This window comes from Azospirillaceae bacterium, assembly GCA_028283825.1.
Lineage (GTDB): Bacteria > Pseudomonadota > Alphaproteobacteria > Azospirillales > Azospirillaceae > Nitrospirillum.
The window spans coordinates 2,123,177-2,140,228 of the sequence record JAPWJW010000003.1; the positions used below are offsets into that span (position 1 = coordinate 2,123,177).

Sequence of the window (17,052 nt, forward strand, 5' to 3'; positions counted from 1 at the left end):
CACCTGAGCCGTCCTGTCCGCAGTGTTTGCCGAACCGTTACACTTTTAACCCGCCCGTTACATGACTTCCAGTAGAGCTGGTGGCGATTACCAACCCAACCGGTTCATGACGCCCGCCACCCGCAGGCCCGCCTGGGCGGTCAATTCGGCCAGACGGCCCAGGTCGGGCATGTCCGTCAGCGGATCGGCCACGCCCAATTCCTCGCGGTGGATGCCGCCGGCGATCAGCAGGCCGTCGATGCCGGCGGCGTTGGCGCCGGCCATGTCGGTGCGCAGGCTGTCACCCACCGCCAGGATGCGGCTGGGATGGATGCTACCCAGCAGATCGAAGCAGCGGGCGTAGACGCCCGGATAGGGCTTGCCGTGCTGGCGCACGTCGCCGCCCAGTTCCTCATAGCGGCGGGCCAACTCACCGGCGCAGATCACCAGCTGCGGGCCGACATGCACCACCAGATCCGGATTGGCGCACAGCATGGGCAGGCCGCGCGCGGCGCAGGCGGCCAGAATGGGCTCGTAATCCGCCAGGGTCTCATCAAAATCCACGATGCCGGTGTTCAGTACGAAGTCGGCCTCATTCGGCGTTTCCACCCGCACCCGGCCGGGCAAATCTCGGTAGACGCCGGCGTCGCGGTCGGGCCCGATGTGCAGCAGTTTCGGCCCCAAGGCGGCGTGCCAGGCGTCCGGAGGATCGCGCAGCGCGTCGTGCGTCGCCTCGCCCGAGGTCAGCAGCGCGTCGTAATGATCGGGCGTCAGGCCCATTTCCACCAGGCGCGCGGCGGCGGCATCCACCCGGCGCGGCGCGTTGGACAGCAGGCAGACGCGCTTGCCGGCGGCACGCAGCGTCGTCAGGCATTCCGGCACGCCGGGATAGGGCTGGATGCCGTCATGCACCACCCCCCACAGGTCCAGGATGAAGCCGTCGTAGCGGTCGGCCAGCTGCGACAGGCCCTGGTAATGCGGGATGGTCGGGATAGGCATGGGGGTCTCAAGCAGCGTCATTGCGGGGCGGGGCGGCGGGCCAGGCGGGGTTCGCCGAACAGATAGCCCTGGCCGAAATCGATGTAGAGGTCCAACAGGTCCAGCAGTTGCTGGTCCGTCTCGATCTTCTCCACGATCAGGTCGATGTTGTTGCGGTCCAGCTGGCGCTTCAGCAGCGTCACCTTGTCCGGGTTGGCGAAGCGGCCGTCGGGGTCCAGCAGGCGGGCGGCGTCCAGCTTGACGAAGCGGATCTCATGCGCCGCCAACTGGTCCCAGTCCACGTCGAAGCGGTCCACCTGATCCATGGAGAAACGGAAGCCCAGGCTGCGCAGCCCGTCCAGGAAGCCGGTGGCGAAGACGTCGCCCTGCATCAGGTCGGCCTGGCTCAGTTCGAACACGATCTTCTGCACCAGGTTGGAATGCTGGCCCATGAACTGCACGAATTCCCGCATGAAGGTGCCGTCGTTCAGGGTGGCGGCGGAGATGTTGCAGAAGAAGCCGACGTTCTGGTGCCGCTTCTCCGTCTCGCGCAGCAGCTGGACGCAGCGGAACAGCAGCAGGTTGTCGATGGGCGCCAGCAAATTGTGGCGCGCCGCCACGCCCAGGTAGCGGTCGGGCGTGAGATAGCTGCCGTCCTCCAGCCGGATGCGGGAGAACACCTCATAATAGCGGTGCTTGCGCTGCGGCAGGCTGACGATGGGCTGCAGGAAGATGTCCACCCGGTCGGACCGCAGGGCCTCGCGGATGCCGGCCATGACCGGGGCGTCGTCGTCCACCGGTGCGCCCACCAGCGCCTCCGCCCCCGGCAGCGGGCCATAGGCGGACCCCAGGCTGGGCAGGGGCGGGACCGGGCGGGCGGGCGGTGGGACGGGGGCCACGGGGGCCGGAGCCGCGGCGGCGGGGGCGACCGCCATGGGTGCGGGGGCGGCGGCCTGTACCGGCATCTGGCCGGCCAGGGTGCGCAGCATGCGGGCGTCGCTGACCACGGCCGCCACGGCGTCGTCGGCCTCATCCGGGCGCATCAGGCGATCCAGCGCCGCCAGCACGTCGCGCTGACGGTCCAGCAGGCGGTCCAGGCGATGCTCCAGCCGCTCGGCCTGCTCCATACGGGCATAGAACTCATGCAGCAGGCCGCCGAAGACGAACACCACCAGGCCCATCAGCAGGCCATAGGATCGGTCCACGCCCAGCCCCGCCAGCGGCAGGACCAAGGCCACGGCCAGGGCCACAGCGACGTAGCAGGCGGCGAAGATGATATGGCGCAGCACGGTCATATGCATGTCCCCTCAGGCGCCGGAGTGTTGAGTTGCCTCAGACGCCGGCGGGGCCTCCGCCCCTTGGCTCATCCTCAATTTCCAGTCCGCTAACGCTACCCGGAAATCTCCGGCGGCCCCGGTCGGGGCCTAGGAAAACTTGGTGATTGTTCCCGTTCAGCGATGATCCGCGCCCACGGCCTGGCCGATGCTGGTGAAACCGTCGCGGCGCAGCAGATCGACCAGGTCGCGCTTGATGACCGTCACCAGGCCCGGCCCCTGGTAGATCAGGGCGGAATAAAGCTGGATCAGGCTGGCGCCGGCGCGGATCTTGGCATAGGCCTGGGCGCCCGATCCCACGCCGCCCACGCCGATCAGCGGCAGCTTGCCCCCCGTCAGGCGATAGAAGTCGCGCAAGACCGCCGTCGCCTTTTCGAACAGCGGCTGGCCGCTAAGGCCCCCGGTTTCCGCCCGCAGGTGCGGCGGCAGACTGTCGGGCCGCTCCAGCGTGGTGTTGGTCACGATCAGGGCGTCGATGCCGCTGGCCAGCGCCACCTCCGCCACGTCCAGCTTGTCATCCTCGGTCAGGTCCGGCGCCACCTTCAGCAGCAGGGGCGTGCGGCTCGTGCCCCGCGCCTCCAGGCAGGCGGCCAGCAGGTCGGTCAGGGCCTGGCGGCCCTGCAGCGTCCGCAGGCCCGGCGTGTTGGGGGAGGAGACGTTGACCACCAGGTAATCGGCGGTGGGCGCCAGGCGGCGGATGCTGGTGACGTAGTCGGCCGCCGCGTCCTCGCTGGTCTTGTTCTTGCCGATGTTGACGCCGACGATGCCGCGCCGGCCCGCCGCCCGTCGCGCCTCGATCCGGGCGGCGAAGGCGTCCAGCCCCTCATTGTTGAAGCCGAAGCGGTTGATCACCCCCTCCGCCTCCACCGCGCGGAACAGGCGCGGCTTGGGGTTGCCGGCCTGCGGCTTGGGCGTAACCGTGCCGGCCTCCACGAAGCCGAACCCCATGCCCAGCATGGCGTCCGGCACCACGGCGTTCTTGTCGAAGCCGGCGCCCAGGCCCACGGGGTTGGGGAAGGTCAGGCCCAGCAGGGTCTGCGCCAGTGCGGGGTCATCGGCGCCACCGGCCCCGAACAGGGCGCCGGGCATCAGGCCGGATTTCAGCAGGGTGACGGTCAGGTCGTGCGCCCGCTCCGCCTCCATGGCGAACAGGATGGGACGGGCAAGGCGATAGGCCAGGCTCACTTCGGGGCCCCTTCAAGCACGTGGGCGGGGAAGACGTGGCGCCCGTCGGCGCCCAGCGGCAGCGGGTCGGCGCGGCGCACCGCCGCCACCGGCAGGATGCCGTAGAGATGGGGAAACAGCTGGCCGCCGCGTGACGGTTCATACTTCAGGGCGTCGCCCAGCGGGGCCGGATCCACCGTCAGCACCAGCAGGCCGGCCTGTCCGGCGCGGTGCTTGGCGGCACTCTCCACGATCTGCCCGGCCGTGGAAAAGTGGATGAAGCCGTCCGCCTGGTCCTGCGATGACCCCGGATAGCCGCCCGACACCTGGGCGGCGGCCCATTCATCCTCACGGCACATATGGAAGATCAGATCGTTTTTCGGTGTGGGCATGGGCGTCGGCATGGTGTTGGTCCCCGTCTGGGCGCGACCCTAGATTATTTTTCCGCCGGGCGTGATGGGAAATGCACGAATAGGCCCTTGAGGGGCGATGCAGGGGTGTGCGGGATGCCTTTTGGCGGGCAGGGCGAGGCAGGATGAGAATTCGCCCATTTGCAAATTGAGAAGAGTGATGGGGCGTCGTCGCAAAATGACATTACCACCGCGCTGAAATTTTATGACCGACGGTGCGCAGCAATCGCAAAGCGGCCGATTCCTTTGGTTCCGTGGGGCCCGCCGGCATGACCTTTCGATAGCTGTCGCATTGGCACCCGGTTTGCGTCTTCCCGTCCGGACTTTATCAACGGTGGAGGACGGCCATGGGCCAACTGGACACGTCGCGTGTGACTGAACAGGGCGCTTTCCTGAACCTCGGGTCGGGTGAGGCCCGCATGGGCGACGCCGGCGTGGTCACCCACACCCAGGCGCCGCTGAAACCCACCACCGAGATGCTGACGGCCGGCGCGCGCGCCGGCGGGGTGAGCGTGGAGGTCGCCTGGGCGATCTACACCACCATGCTCAAGGCGATGTGATCCGCTTCGGTTTTATTGCGGAAATCCAAGATGTTGCTGGCGTCGTCGGGCGGTTTCCGGACAGGAAACCGCATCGATTAAGACGGATCCTGCAACATAAGGATTAACGTTAGCTCAGTCGATCCCGCACCGTTGCCCGGCCTAATCTTCCAGGAAAAGGCGATCAGGGCGGCGTGCATCCGTCCCTGCGCTGATCAGGGAGGGATATCAGGTCCAGGTGTGGGTGGTCCCGACTCGGGAGGGAGCGCTCCGCGACAGGCATGGCTCCACAAGGGTGGCGCCCAAGCATATCCGCACATTTTGAACGTTCGCCGGCCGGTCTTCCTCCCAAGGGTTCCGGTCTCCGGCAGGTTCGCGCCTGCCCTCGGCGTCGACGAGGCCCCCCGGCGGACGGGTGGTGCCCGTGCAATGGCTTGTCATGACCGGGCACCGTGCGAAGACGCGGGCCCGGAACGGGAGGGTACCGGGTGATGGAATTAGGTGGAAAGCGCATAGGGTGGTGGATGGCGGGCACCGGCATGGTGGCGCTTTGCGCCCTCATGTGCCCGGGACGGCCGTGGCCCAGGTCCTGCCGGCGGCGCCGGCGGTCCAGCAGGGGGCGGCACCCCAGGGCGCGCCGCAGCAGGATCCCGACATGCTGAACGGCATCCAGGAAATCGTCGTCACCGCGCAAAAAAGGTCGGAAAACGCGCAGAATGTGCCCATCGCCATCACCGCCTTGAACCCGGAGGCGATGGCGGCGGCCGGCGTGACCGACACCAGCGACCTGAAGTCGCTGACCCCGGGGCTGAACTTCAACACCAACCTGGGCGGCTTCGGCCAGCCACGCGTGCGCGGCGTCGGCACCACCGCCACCGGTCCCGGCATTGAGAACCCGGTCGCCACATATGTGGACGGGGTCTATATCGGCTCCTCCGCCGGTGCCCTGTTCGCGCTGAACGACGTGGAACAGGTGGCGGTGCTGAAGGGGCCGCAGGGCACCCTGTTCGGCCGCAACGCCACCGGTGGCCTGATCCAGGTGACGACCAAGGAACCCACCCAGGACTTCCACGCGGATGTGGAGGGCACCTACGGCAACTACGACACCTTCCAGGGCAGCGCCTTCCTGTCCGGCGGCATCACCGACACGGTGGCGGTCAGCCTGGCGGCCTTGCGCGAGGACCAGCGCGATGGTTATGGGAAGAACCTCTACAACGGCCAGGACGTGCAGAACCACGACCAGAGCGCCGTGCGGGCCAAGATTCTGTGGAAGCCGGACGCCGACACCAAATTCCTGCTGTCGGCGGATTATGAGACCTACCACGCCGCCGACCCCGCCATCCGCACCTACGGCCTGACCACTCTGGGCACGCCCACGCCGGGCGGCCCCTACGACATCGACCTGGACGTCCAGCCCTTCCTGCAAACCCGGCAGTGGGGCACTAGCCTGACCGCGCAGCACGACTTCGACAATGTCGAGGTGCTCAGCATCACCGCCTACCGCAACTCCTACTTCCACACCATCTTCGACGCCGACCAGATACCGGTCACCGGCCTGGTCCTGAATGAGACCCAGCGGGACCAGCAGTTCAGCCAGGAACTGCAAGTGCAGTCCATCGGCGACGGCCCGTTCAAATGGACCGCCGGCCTTTATTATTTCTGGTCGAAGGGGCTGTACGATCCGCTCAGCACCAGCGGCGCCTTCCTGTCATCGCCCACCTTCCCGCTGACCCGCACCGACCTGTATGTGGACCAGTCGCTGAATTCCTACGCCGGGTTCGCCCAGGGGACCTACGCCCTGGACGACGCCACCAACCTGACGGCGGGTCTGCGCTACACCGTCGACCAGCGCGCCATCACGGAAAACCAGACCCTGACCGTTGCCGGCTTCCCGGTGGCGGAGGCGCCGGTGGATGATGCCAAGACCTTCGACAAGCTGACCTGGCGCCTGTCGCTGGACCATCGCTTCTCCCCCGAACTGCTGGGCTACATCTCCTATAATCGGGGGTTCAAGAGCGGCTCGTTCGCGCCCGACACCTTCCCGGTGGAGGCGCTCAAGCCCGAGACCCTGGATGCCTATGAGGTGGGGCTGAAGTCCGACCTGTGGGACCGCCGCCTGCGGGTCAACGTGTCGGCCTTCTATTACGACCAGACCAATCTGCAGGTGAACCAGATCGTCCAGGGCGTGCTGCTGGTCTACAACGCCAGCGGTGCCACCAGCTACGGCATGGACGCCGACGTGCAGTTCCAGGCGACCAGCCATCTGACCCTGAACGCCGGCCTCAGCCTGCTGCACGCCCGGTACAAGGAATTCGAGAACGCGTTCGAACTGTTCCCGCTGGCGACGGGCGGCAATTCCTTCGACCAGAACGGCAACGCCACCGGCAAGCAGTTGCAGAACACCCCGGCCGTCACCGTCAATGCCGGCGCCAGCTACGACATCCCAACCGCGGTCGGCAAGTTCACGCTGGCCGGCAATTACTATTACAACGGTGGTTATTACGCGGACCCGCAGAACCGCACGCGCCAGAATTCATACAACACCCTGGACGCTTCGCTGACCTGGGCGTCGAACGACGGCCAATACACCGCGCGCCTGTGGGGCAAGAACCTGACGGATGAGTTCTATACCCAGCAGGTCAACCCACTGAACGTGGGCGACAACTGGGTCGCGGCCCCGCCACGCACCTACGGCCTGACCCTGGGCGTGCATTTCTGATCAATAAGGCGTCCCTCAGGCGCCGGGCGCGGCCATCCGGCCGCTGGGCTTGTCCTCCCTTTCCGGTCCGCCTGCGGTTCCCCGGAAAGGTCCGGCGGCTGCGGTCGCAGCCTACAGCGGCATGGGGTTCGTCCCATGCCGCTGGCATCAGTCGAGATCGAAGCCCTGGAGGTGGAAGGGCTCATCCCCCCAGGGATCCCGGCCATTGTCGTCCATGGGCGGACCGCCGGGCAGCATCGGCGGCGGTGGGGGCGCCAATTGCTCCGGCCCTGCATCCGGCATATGCAGGAACTCCCGCGTGATGCGCACAGCCTCGGCCAGGCCCACGCGCTGTGGTTCCACCCCGCCGGGGAAGGCGCCCTTCAGCCGGCTGGGCATCATCGGGTCCAGCAGGACGAAGACGCCGGTGTCGTCGGCCCGGCGCACCAGCCGGCCGAACGCCTGGCGCAGGCGCAGGCGGGTGATCATGTCGTCGTAATGCCGGCGCCGGGCGGTGCGGTCGAAATATTCCCGCCGCGCCTTGTGCAGGATGTCCGGCCGGGGCCAGGGCACGCGGTCGAACACGATCAGGCGCAGGGACCGGCCGGGCACGTCCACGCCATCGCGCACCGCGTCGGTGCCCAGCAGGCAGGCGTTATCCTCCCCCCGGAAAATGTCCACCAGGGTGGAGACGTCCAGCCCATCCAGATGCTGGGACAGCAGGGGCAGGCCGGCGGCCTCCAAGGGCGCGCCGATGCGTTCATGCACGGCGCGCAGGCGCTGCACGGCGGTGAACAGGCCGATGGCGCCGCCGCCCGACGCCAGGAACAGCTCGCGATAAGCAGCCGCCACCTGGGCCAGATCGTCCTTGCGCACGTCGTTGACGATCAGGACGCGCGTCTGCTTGGCATAGTCGAAGGGGGACGGCACCTGGGCGCGCAAGGCCGGGCGCGGCAGGTGGATGGCGCCGGTGCGCGCCTGGGCCGCCTGCCAGTCGGCCTCCACATCGCCGGTGCCGTCCGTCAGGGTGGCGGAGGTCATGACCAGGCCGTGGGCCTGAGCCGCCAGGATCTGCGCCAACGGCCAGGTGGGGTCCACCCAATGGCGGTACATGCCCACGTCCAGGTCGCGGCCGTCCTGCCGCTCCACCCCGAACCAGTCGACGTAGCGGTTGGGCGGCTCCTCCGCCAACGCCGCCAGCATCTGGCGCCAGCCGCCGATTTCATTGGCGGAGCGGCGCTTCAGGCTGCGGGCGATGGCGTCGATGCGGCGGCGGGTGTCGCTGTCCAACTCATCCGACTCGTCATCCAGGCGTTCGCGCAGCCGGTCGGCCAGGGCTTCCAGCGGGGCCGACAGTTCCCCTAGCGCGGATGACAGCGCCTGCGCCGCCTCCAGCACCCCGTCCACCAGGGGCTGGACCTCCACCTCCAGGCTGTAGGGATTGTCCGGTCCGTGGGCGCGGGCATAGACCTGGCCGCGCACCTGCGCCAGGAAGGCCTCCGTCGGGCCCACCGGCTCGCCCCCGCCCACGCGCTGGGGCCAGGCCTCGCCCGGCAGCTTGTGGGCGGCGCGCGCGACCTCATCCAGCAGGCGGGCGGCGTGGTCATCGCCGCCGATCAGATCCTCCACCCGGCGGCGCAGGCCGCGCGCCCGGCTGCGCCCGCCGCTTTCCGCGCCCAGCAGCCAGCGGCGCAGCTCCGCCGTCTCGAACCCTGTCAGGTGGCCGGCGAAGGCGTTGTCGGCGGCGTCGAACACATGATGGCCTTCGTCGAAGACATAACGCGTGGGCACATAGGCGTCGTCCCCGCCACCCAGGGCCGCCTGGATCATCACCAGGGCATGGTTGGCGATGACGATGTCGGCCCGGCGCGCCCGGCGCACGCTCTTCTCGATGAAGCACTTGGTGTAGTGGCTGCACGCGCTGTAGACGCATTCGCCCCGCCGGTCGGCCAGCGCCAACGTGCGGCCCTTGCCCAGCAGATCGACCAGCCAGCCGGGGAAATCGCCGCCCTGCATGTCGCCGTCGCGGGTGCTGGCCGCCCAGCGCGCCATCAGGCCGATGGCCACGGCGTATTGCTGGTTGGCGGTGGCCACCCCCGCCGCCTCCTCCAGGTTCAGCAGGCAGAGGTAGTTTTCCCGCCCCTTGCGGATCACGACCTTGCGCGCCTTGGTGGCCGGGTCCAGGTGCAGGCGGTCCATCTCCTTATCGATCTGGTGCTGCAACTGGCGGGTATATGTCGAGATCCAGACGGGGCCCTTGTTCTTCTCCGCCCACACCGTGGCCGGCGCCAGGTAACCCAGGGTCTTGCCGACGCCGGTCCCGGCCTCCGCCAGCACCAGGTTGGGCTCACCCTCCACGTCGCGGGGGGGTGAAGGCGGTGGACACCGCACTGGCGTAGTCCGACTGCTGTGGCCGGGGTTCGGCCGCCTGGCCGCTCATCACCATGTCGGCCAGGCGGCGGCGCGCCTCGGCCTGTTCGACCGGCAAATGGCCGGGCGGCGGCTCCGGCGCGTCGGCCTGCCATTCCTTCATGCCGGCCCACACCTGGTAGGCGCGGATGGCACCGCCGCGCCAGCGTGCCTTTTCCGGCCCCGCGGGCGCGCCCAGGGCCGCCAGCACCAGGGGCGACCACAGCCAGCCACCGCCCCGGTCGTCATTGTCGCCCCCGCCCATGGCCCAGGCCAGGCCGATGGGGTCCGACCGCTCATCATGGATGGGGCCCATCAGTTCGCGCAGCAGGGCCTCGGCCGCGCGCACCAGGGTCAGGGCCTCAGCCTCCGCATCCTCGGGTCGCGGCAAACCCAGCGCCTGGGCCAGGCCGCGCGGCGTGGGCAGGCAGAAGGTGGCCGGCCGCACGAAGGCGTACAGCTCCAGCAGGTCATAACCCTGCAGCAGCCGGTCGGTGCCCAGGCGCCGCGCCGTGGCCCGCGCATGGCACAGCAGGTGGGGTTTGGCGCTGGCCCGCCGCGCCGCCTCCCCCTTGTCGATCAGTTCCACCTCGCCATCGGCGCTCAGCCACACCGCCTGGCGCGCACCGGGGATCAGGGCCGGCGCGTCGGGTACCAGCAGGCGCCGCGGCCCGGTCGGGGCCGACACCAGGCTGGCCGGCGGGGGCTTGGAACCGGTGGAGGAGGGGGGGGACTCGGTCATGGCGGCGGAGTATAGACGGCGCCCAGCGTCATTTCATGAACAAAAGCGGTACGGCTGATGGGCGATGGCGGGAAAACGTTTGGTGATATTGTCTTGGCCGCGCCGATACCCTAAGTGGTGTGGCATTTCCGGTGGCATGTCGGGGGAAGCGTCATGGGCCTGGACGAGATTGTCGCCGACGGCACGGCATGGGCGGACGGCGCCCTGGTGCTGATGGCGTTCCTGGATGATGAGATTTATTTCAACGTGACCGGCGCGTCCGACCTGCCGCCGGCCGAACTGGCGCGGGCGGCCTACGCGGGCAAGGTGGCCATCCAGACCGCCAAGCTGCCGGCCGGGGTCATGCCCGTCCTCCATACTTCCAGGCGCGACGCGCGGTTGAAAGCGCCCTACGCCGGCCTTCCCCTGCGTGAGGCGTTGATCATGGTGCTGCGCATGTCGGGCACCGACGGCATCCTGCTGCAAAGTAGCGGCAGCAGCTGGACCATCGTCCTGCGGGACGGCATCGCGGCGCTGGATTTGGCACCCCGGCACCTCCCGCCCGCGCATGCGTGAGGCGGTCAGATAAAGGGGGCGGCCAGTCCTTCCTGCGCGAAGGTCCGCTGCACGGCGGGGCGGGCCAGCAACTCGGCGCACAGCCGGCCCAGGTGGGGCAGGTCGCGCGGCGGGTGGGCGAAGTTGCGGCCCCAGCGCACCAGCATCAGTAGTAGGAAATCGGCGACGGTGACGTGGTCGGCGGCGATGTAGGGCCGCCCGGCCAATTCCCGGTCGATCAGCGCGAACATTTCCCCCAGCCGCCGCTCCGCCGTGGCCTTGGCGTCGGCGGCGTTGCTGGGGTCGGTCACGTGCTGTTCCGGGTAATAATAGACGCGGTATTCCGGCTGGATGGTGTTGGTCAGGTGGAACAGCCATGTCAGGAAACGGCCGCGGCCGGGCGTTCCCGGGGCGGCGGCCAGGCGGGATTCGGGGTGTTGGTCCGCCAGGTACAGCAGGATGGCGGCGGTCTCGAACACCGTCTCGTCACCGTCCAGCAGGGTGGGGATGCGGCCGGTGGGGTTGCGGGCCAGGTAGGGGGCCGACTTATGCTCGGCATTGGTCCGGTCCAGCAGCGCCAGTTCATAGGGAACGCCCAGTTCCTCCAGCGCCATGTGCGGAGCCAGGTTGGCATTTCCCGGGAAATAGAACAGCGTATAGGCCATGGACGGATCCCCCTCAGTGAAAGCCGGCGCCCGACGCCGACCGCAGCAGCGCGCGATGCTATGGCGTGTGTTGCGCTGGGCACAATACGCGGCTCTCGCAGGGGTGGTGTTCACCTTGGCCTGGGTCGGCCTCTATGCCGTCATGGATCCGCCGGGCACGCCCCTGATGCTGATTCGCCGCATGCAGGGCGTGCCGACCCGGGGTTGGACGCCCGTGGCCCTGGACCACATCGCCCCCTCCCTGCAACGCGCCGTCATCGGGGCGGAGGACAGCCGGTTCTGTTCCCACCACGGCGTGGACTGGGACGCGGTGGACGCGGCCCTGGATGAGGATGAGGACGGGCACAAGCTGCGCGGCGCCAGCACCATCAGCCAGCAGACGGCCAAGAACGCCTTCCTCTGGCCCGGCCGCACCTGGGTGCGCAAGGGCGTGGAATTCGGCTTCACCGAACTGATCGAACTGGTGTGGGGCAAGCGCCGCATCCTGGAGATGTATCTGAACATCGTGGAATGGGGCGACGGCATCTATGGGGCGGAGGCGGCGTCGCGCGCCTATTTCGGTGTGTCGGCCAGCGCGCTGTCGTCGTCACAGGCGGCCGCACTGGCGGCCGTGCTGCCCAGCCCCCGGAAGTGGAGCGCCAACCACCCCGGTGCCTACGTTGCCCGGCGCATCGGCATCCTGGAACAGCGGGCGGCCCTGGTGGCGCGTGATCGCCTGGACGCATGCCTGCATCGCTGAGGTGCCCGCCCGCGTCTATGCGACGCCGTGGCGCGTGAATGGACCCTGCGGCATCCCTTGTGCCCAGGCCTGAGAATAACTATTAATTCGAGGGTGGCCCGGATATCCGGGACGATCCTCGATTCTTTGAGGGCCCCTCCAGGGGACCCAAGGCGTACGCGATGCAGCCCTCACCCCGTCCCGCCTCATCCGCTTCACCGGCGGAGGACGCCATTCCCGCCGACGCCCGGCCCTTGAGCCTGGCCAAGCGGGGTGAGGTCGGCCGGGTGGTGCGGGTGGGCATCGATGGCGAAATCCACGACAGCCTGAACGCCGATGAGCTGGAGCGCCGGCTGCTGGAGATCGGCTTTGTCGAGGGCGCGCGGGTGGAAATCCTGCATGAGGGCCTGTTCGGCCGCGACCCCATCGCCGTGCGGGTGGACGACATGCGCGTGGCCCTGCGCCGCCGCGAGGCCGAGGCCATCCTGGTCACCCGCTGGACCGCTGAAGCCGCCGCCCCCCTGAAGATCATCGCCGAAGACAGCCGTTCATGAACCTCGTCGCCACTGCGCCGCGCATCGCCCTGGTCGGGAACCCGAACTGCGGCAAGACCGCCCTTTTCAACGCGCTGACCGGCAGCCGCCAGAAGGTGGCCAACTACGCCGGCGTGACGGTGGAGCGCAAGGAAGGCAGCTTCAGCACCCCGGCCGGCCGCCGCATCCAGGTGCTGGACCTGCCCGGCACCTATTCCCTGCGCGCCCGCAGCCCGGATGAGGAGGTGACGCGCGACGTCGTGCTGGGCCGCTTCCGGGGTGAGGCGGAACCCGACGTGCTGGTCTGCGTGGCCGACGCCACCAACCTGCGCCTGGTGCTGCGCCTGGTGCTGGAACTGAAGATGGTGGGTCGCCCGCTGGTGCTGGCGCTCAACATGTTCGACATCGCCAAGCATCGCGGCATCGAGATCGACGTTGACCGCCTGTCCCGGGAACTGGGCGTGCCGGTGGTGCCCACCGTGGCCGTGCGCAAGGCCGGCACGGTGGATTTCCTGAAGACCATCGACAGCATGGCCGATGGCCTGGCGACGGCGACGGCCGGGACCAACACCTGGCACGAGCCTTCGGCGGAAGAGGTGCGCGCCACCCACCGCGAGGCCGACCGCATCATCAAGCTGGCGGTGCGCCCGCCGACGCGTCCCGACACCTGGACCAGCCGGCTGGACCGGGTGCTGCTGAACCCGGTGGCGGGGCTGCTGATCCTGCTGACCGTGCTGTTCTTCATGTTCCAGGCGGTGTTCACCTGGGCGCAGCCGGTTATGGACGCCATCAAGGCCGGGTTCGACTGGCTGGGCGCCTGGGTCAACGGCACCATGCCCGACGGCATCCTGCGCGGCCTGATCTCCGACGGCGTCATCGCCGGCGTGGGCAGCATCGTCGTCTTCCTGCCGCAGATCGTCATCCTGTTCACCTTCATCATCCTGCTGGAAGATTTCGGCTACATGCCGCGCGCGGCCTTCCTGATGGACAAGATCATGGGCGGCGCCGGCCTGCACGGCCGCGCCTTCATCCCGCTGCTGTCCAGCTTCGCTTGCGCCATCCCCGGCATCATGGCGACGCGGGTCATCGACAATAGGCGCGACCGCCTGGCCACCATCATGGTGGCGCCGCTGATGACCTGTTCCGCCCGCATCCCGGTCTACACCCTGATCATCTCCGCCTTCGTGCCGGACCGCACGGTGGGCGGGGTGTTCGCGCTGCAGGGCCTGGTGATGTTCGGCCTCTATGCCGCCGGCATCCTCAGCGACGCTGGTGGTGGCCTTCGTCATGCGCCGCCTGGTGTGGCGGGGCACGGTGGAGCCTTTCATCATGGAACTGCCGGCCTACAAGGTGCCGGACGTGAAGAACCTGGTGATGGGCGTGTGGACGCGTGCCCGGGCCTTCCTGCAACGCGCCGGCACCACCATCCTCAGCATCATGATCCTGATCTGGTTCCTCAGCTCCTTTCCCGGCGCGCCGGAGGGGGCGACCGAACCGGCCATCGACTATTCCATCGCCGGCATGGTCGGCCATTGGCTCCAGCCGCTGGTGGCGCCCATCGGCTTCAACTGGCAGATCACCGTGGCGCTGATCCCCGGCATGGCCGCGCGCGAGGTGGCGGTGGCGGCCCTCGGCACCGTCTACGCCGTGGGCGGGGGGGAAGAGAACGTCACCGGCCTGATGGACACGCTGGGGCACAGCTGGTCGCTGGCCACCGCGCTATCCTTGCTGGCCTGGTACATCTTCGCGCCACAATGCGCCGCCACCCTGGGCGTGGTGCGGCGTGAGACCAACTCGCTACGCTGGCCGGTCATCATGTTCTTCTACATGCTGACCTTGGCCTACCTGGCGTCCTTCGCCACATACCATATCGCCGCCAGCCTGGGCTGGGCGTGAGGAGGGCATGATGCTTCAGCAAGCCGTCGTCGGGATCATCGTGGTGCTGGCCCTGGCCTGGGTCCTGCGCCCCACCGTCCTGCGTTTGGTGCGCCGCCGCCAGGTCGCCGCCGGCAAGGTGCCCGCCGGCTCCTGCGGTTCCGATAACTGTAATTGTGGTAGTTGAAAAGGCGCACCCCTCACCAAAGGGGCGCACCGGGCCGGTGATCAGCCGGCCCTAGGCCCCGACTGGGGCCGCCGCAGGTTTTCGGGGAGCGTAGCGGACTGAAAACCGAGGATAGCCAAGGGCCCGGATGGGCCCGCCGGCGCCTGAGGAACAAAACTACTTAGGCGCCGCGCGGTTGGCCAGGCGCCACTGGCTGGCCTGGCTGAAGCGCTTGGCCAGGAAGTGGTAGGTACGCTTCAGCAGGGCATCCAGTTCCGGGCTTTTCTCCACGACGACGTCGCGCCAGTCGTTCAGGATGTCTTCCCAGGGCAGCAGCGACTGGTGCAGGTCGTCGCGCATCTCGCGGATGTAGACGACGTTCTGGTCGAACTTCTTCAGCATCGCCAGGATTTCGCCGGTCTGGGCATCGATCTGGGCGAAACGCTGTTCCAGGTCGGCGATGGGCGGCAGCGACAGGGTCTGCATGCGCACGACCTCTTCCTTGACCATGCGCTCGGCCTTATACAGGCGGTGGGCGGTTTCCAGGCCGGTGCGGATCGCCTGCAGGGTGGCGGCCTTTTCCCGCAAGGCCTCGATATAGGACAGCTCGCGGGCCAGCATGTCGATGTGCATGCCGATCTCTTCCTCCGGGTCGCCGGTCAGCGACAGCCGGTTGGCGATGACCAGGAAGGCTTCGCGCACGCGCGCCTTGGTGCTGGGGTCCTCCACCACCTGTTCCAACTGTTCCGGGCTGGAAACGACGGTTTCGCCGCCGGTCATCCAGGTGACCAGCTGCACCGTCAGGCGGCCGCGCGCGATGTTATAGTGCCGGTCGTCCACCCGCCAGGAGGAGGTGCCGTCGATCAGCTCATTGGGGATGGTGTCGCCGGGGCGAATCTCGCGCACATACTTCAGGCCCTTGGCCGCCATGCTCAACAATTGGCCGTCGAAGGACCGGGGTTCGATGCCGAACTCGTTGCACAGCTTTTCCAGCGGTACCTCGACATCCAGCTTGCCCAGCTTCATGCACATCACGGGCTCGTCATTGCCCTTGGACAGGATGAAACGGCACCCATCCACCGTGAAGACCTTGTGGTCGAACAGGAAATGGGTGCTGCGGTTTGGGCTGGGCTGCATGCCGGTGCTCACGGGGCGTCGGACGGACTGGGAAGCGGACCTGGGGGACCGAATAGGCTGGAATCGGGCAGAGAGTACCACGTTTGGTGAATGCTGCATCGCCGCAGGCGGCCGTGGATGCCTGCCTTGCGCCCGCGACAGGAAACCTCTTTGCGTCCCGGGCGGCGCACGGTAGTTTTGCCGGCTTCGGGGCCGGCCTTGAAGGCATGGGGCCCCACGGGCATTTCAGGTTCCGGCGGCGCGCGGCCAACCCCGCGCCAGGGGCCTCTTGGGAATTCTTGGGGTCTTATGACGCAATCGCCGGCGGTCGCCTTGGACGATCAAGCCACCAACAACGCCATCGTCGTGCGGGATCTGCACAAGCGGTTTGGCGAGACGGAGGTGCTGAAGGGCATCTCCCTGACGGCGCGGGATGGCGATGTCATCTCCCTCATCGGGTCCTCCGGTTCCGGCAAAAGCACCTTCCTGCGCTGCATCAACCTGCTGGAAACCCCGGACGAGGGGCAGGTGTGGGTCAACGGCGAACTGATACGCATGGGACGCGACCGCCAGGGCAAAGCCATCCCGGCCGACCGCCGCCAGGTGGACCGTATCCGCCAGCGGCTGGGCATGGTGTTCCAGGGGTTCAACCTGTGGACCCATATGACCGCCCTGGAAAACGTCATCGAGGCGCCCGTCCACGTGCTGGGCGTGCCCCGGGCCGAGGCGGTGGAACGGGCGAAGGCCCTGCTGGACAAGGTGGGGCTGGGCCAGCGCCGCGACTATTACCCCAGCCAGCTGTCGGGCGGACAGCAGCAGCGCGCCGCCATCGCCCGCATGCTGGCGATGCAGCCCCGCGTCATGCTGTTCGATGAGCCGACGTCAGCCCTGGATCCCGAACTGGTGGGCGAGGTGCTGCGCGTCATCCGCCAATTGGCGGATGAGGGCAGCACCATGCTGATCGTCACGCATGAGATGGCGTTCGCCCGCGACGTCTCCTCCCACGTCATGTTCCTGCACCAGGGGCGGGTGGAGGAGGAGGGGACGCCGGCCGAAGTGTTCGGCAATCCCCGCAGCGAACGCTGCCGGCAATTCCTGGCGCACCGCGCATAGGGCATACTGCACAGCAAGACGGACGGCCGAACTGGCCCCGGCCAGCGCCGGCGGGACAGCGGACCGTCCCATTCATCGG

13 protein-coding genes and 2 pseudogenes are annotated in these 17,052 nt (G+C 68.2%); 8 read left to right on the plus strand and 7 right to left on the minus strand.

Features of this window, described 5'->3' with window-relative positions:
* Positions 1 to 87: 87 nt before the first annotated feature.
* The 4 genes from PW843_21715 to PW843_21730 all read right to left on the minus strand — a co-directional run bounded on the left by PW843_21715 (position 88) and on the right by PW843_21730 (position 3,847).
* Positions 88 to 978: a TIGR01459 family HAD-type hydrolase gene (locus PW843_21715; GenBank protein ID MDE1149190.1), complete on the minus strand. Its 891-nt coding sequence runs from the start codon at positions 976 to 978 to the stop codon at positions 88 to 90.
* A 17-nt stretch (positions 979 to 995) separates the two neighbouring features.
* Positions 996 to 2,252 (minus strand): EAL domain-containing protein, encoded by a 1,257-nt coding sequence (locus tag PW843_21720; protein ID MDE1149191.1) that lies wholly within the window; start codon positions 2,250 to 2,252, stop codon positions 996 to 998.
* A 156-nt stretch (positions 2,253 to 2,408) separates the two neighbouring features.
* Positions 2,409 to 3,476, minus strand: a complete 1,068-nt coding sequence (locus PW843_21725; protein ID MDE1149192.1) for a quinone-dependent dihydroorotate dehydrogenase — start codon at positions 3,474 to 3,476, stop codon at positions 2,409 to 2,411.
* Entirely contained in the window at positions 3,473 to 3,847 is a 375-nt protein-coding gene (locus tag PW843_21730) for a DUF952 domain-containing protein (GenBank protein ID MDE1149193.1), read from the minus strand. The genes PW843_21725 and PW843_21730 overlap by 4 nt, the downstream gene beginning before the upstream one ends.
* A 365-nt stretch (positions 3,848 to 4,212) precedes the next feature.
* On the opposite strand from PW843_21730, the gene PW843_21735 reads away from it, so the two are divergent.
* On the plus strand, positions 4,213 to 4,425 hold the full coding sequence (locus PW843_21735; protein MDE1149194.1) for a hypothetical protein: 213 nt from the start codon (positions 4,213 to 4,215) through the stop codon (positions 4,423 to 4,425).
* A 541-nt stretch (positions 4,426 to 4,966) separates the two neighbouring features.
* Entirely contained in the window at positions 4,967 to 7,123 is a 2,157-nt protein-coding gene (locus tag PW843_21740) for a TonB-dependent receptor (GenBank protein MDE1149195.1), read from the plus strand.
* 300 nt (positions 7,124 to 7,423) lie between these two features.
* Here PW843_21740 and PW843_21745 read toward each other — a convergent pair.
* Positions 7,424 to 10,253: pseudogene (locus PW843_21745) on the minus strand (ATP-dependent DNA helicase).
* A 153-nt stretch (positions 10,254 to 10,406) separates the two neighbouring features.
* Here PW843_21745 and PW843_21750 point away from each other — a divergent pair.
* Positions 10,407 to 10,808, plus strand: coding sequence for a hypothetical protein (locus PW843_21750; protein MDE1149196.1), 402 nt, complete (start codon positions 10,407 to 10,409; stop codon positions 10,806 to 10,808).
* A gap of 5 nt (positions 10,809 to 10,813) precedes the next feature.
* On the opposite strand, the gene PW843_21755 is transcribed toward PW843_21750, so the two are convergent.
* Positions 10,814 to 11,452, minus strand: coding sequence for a glutathione S-transferase family protein (locus tag PW843_21755; protein MDE1149197.1), 639 nt, complete (start codon positions 11,450 to 11,452; stop codon positions 10,814 to 10,816).
* A 55-nt stretch (positions 11,453 to 11,507) separates the two neighbouring features.
* Here PW843_21755 and mtgA point away from each other — a divergent pair, with 55 nt between their 5' ends.
* From mtgA to PW843_21775, 4 genes and pseudogenes are all read left to right on the plus strand, one after another.
* The gene (gene mtgA, locus PW843_21760) at positions 11,508 to 12,191 is read left to right on the plus strand and encodes a monofunctional biosynthetic peptidoglycan transglycosylase (GenBank protein MDE1149198.1); all 684 of its coding nucleotides are present in this window, start codon (positions 11,508 to 11,510) and stop codon (positions 12,189 to 12,191) included.
* 161 nt (positions 12,192 to 12,352) lie between these two features.
* Positions 12,353 to 12,724, plus strand: coding sequence for a FeoA family protein (locus PW843_21765; GenBank protein MDE1149199.1), 372 nt, complete (start codon positions 12,353 to 12,355; stop codon positions 12,722 to 12,724).
* A pseudogene (feoB, locus tag PW843_21770) lies at positions 12,721 to 14,599 on the plus strand (ferrous iron transport protein B). Before PW843_21765 ends, feoB begins: the two are co-directional and overlap by 4 nt.
* A gap of 7 nt (positions 14,600 to 14,606) precedes the next feature.
* Positions 14,607 to 14,765 carry a hypothetical protein gene (locus PW843_21775; GenBank protein MDE1149200.1) on the plus strand — a complete coding sequence of 53 codons (159 nt, stop codon included), beginning with the start codon at positions 14,607 to 14,609 and terminating at the stop codon, positions 14,763 to 14,765.
* Between the two features lie 156 nt (positions 14,766 to 14,921).
* On the opposite strand, the gene PW843_21780 is transcribed toward PW843_21775, so the two are convergent.
* Positions 14,922 to 15,881, minus strand: a complete 960-nt coding sequence (locus PW843_21780) for a hypothetical protein (GenBank protein MDE1149201.1) — start codon at positions 15,879 to 15,881, stop codon at positions 14,922 to 14,924.
* A 288-nt stretch (positions 15,882 to 16,169) separates the two neighbouring features.
* Here PW843_21780 and PW843_21785 point away from each other — a divergent pair, with 288 nt between their 5' ends.
* Positions 16,170 to 16,973, plus strand: coding sequence for an ABC transporter ATP-binding protein (locus tag PW843_21785; GenBank protein ID MDE1149202.1), 804 nt, complete (start codon positions 16,170 to 16,172; stop codon positions 16,971 to 16,973).
* The last annotated feature ends 79 nt before the right edge of the window (positions 16,974 to 17,052 follow it).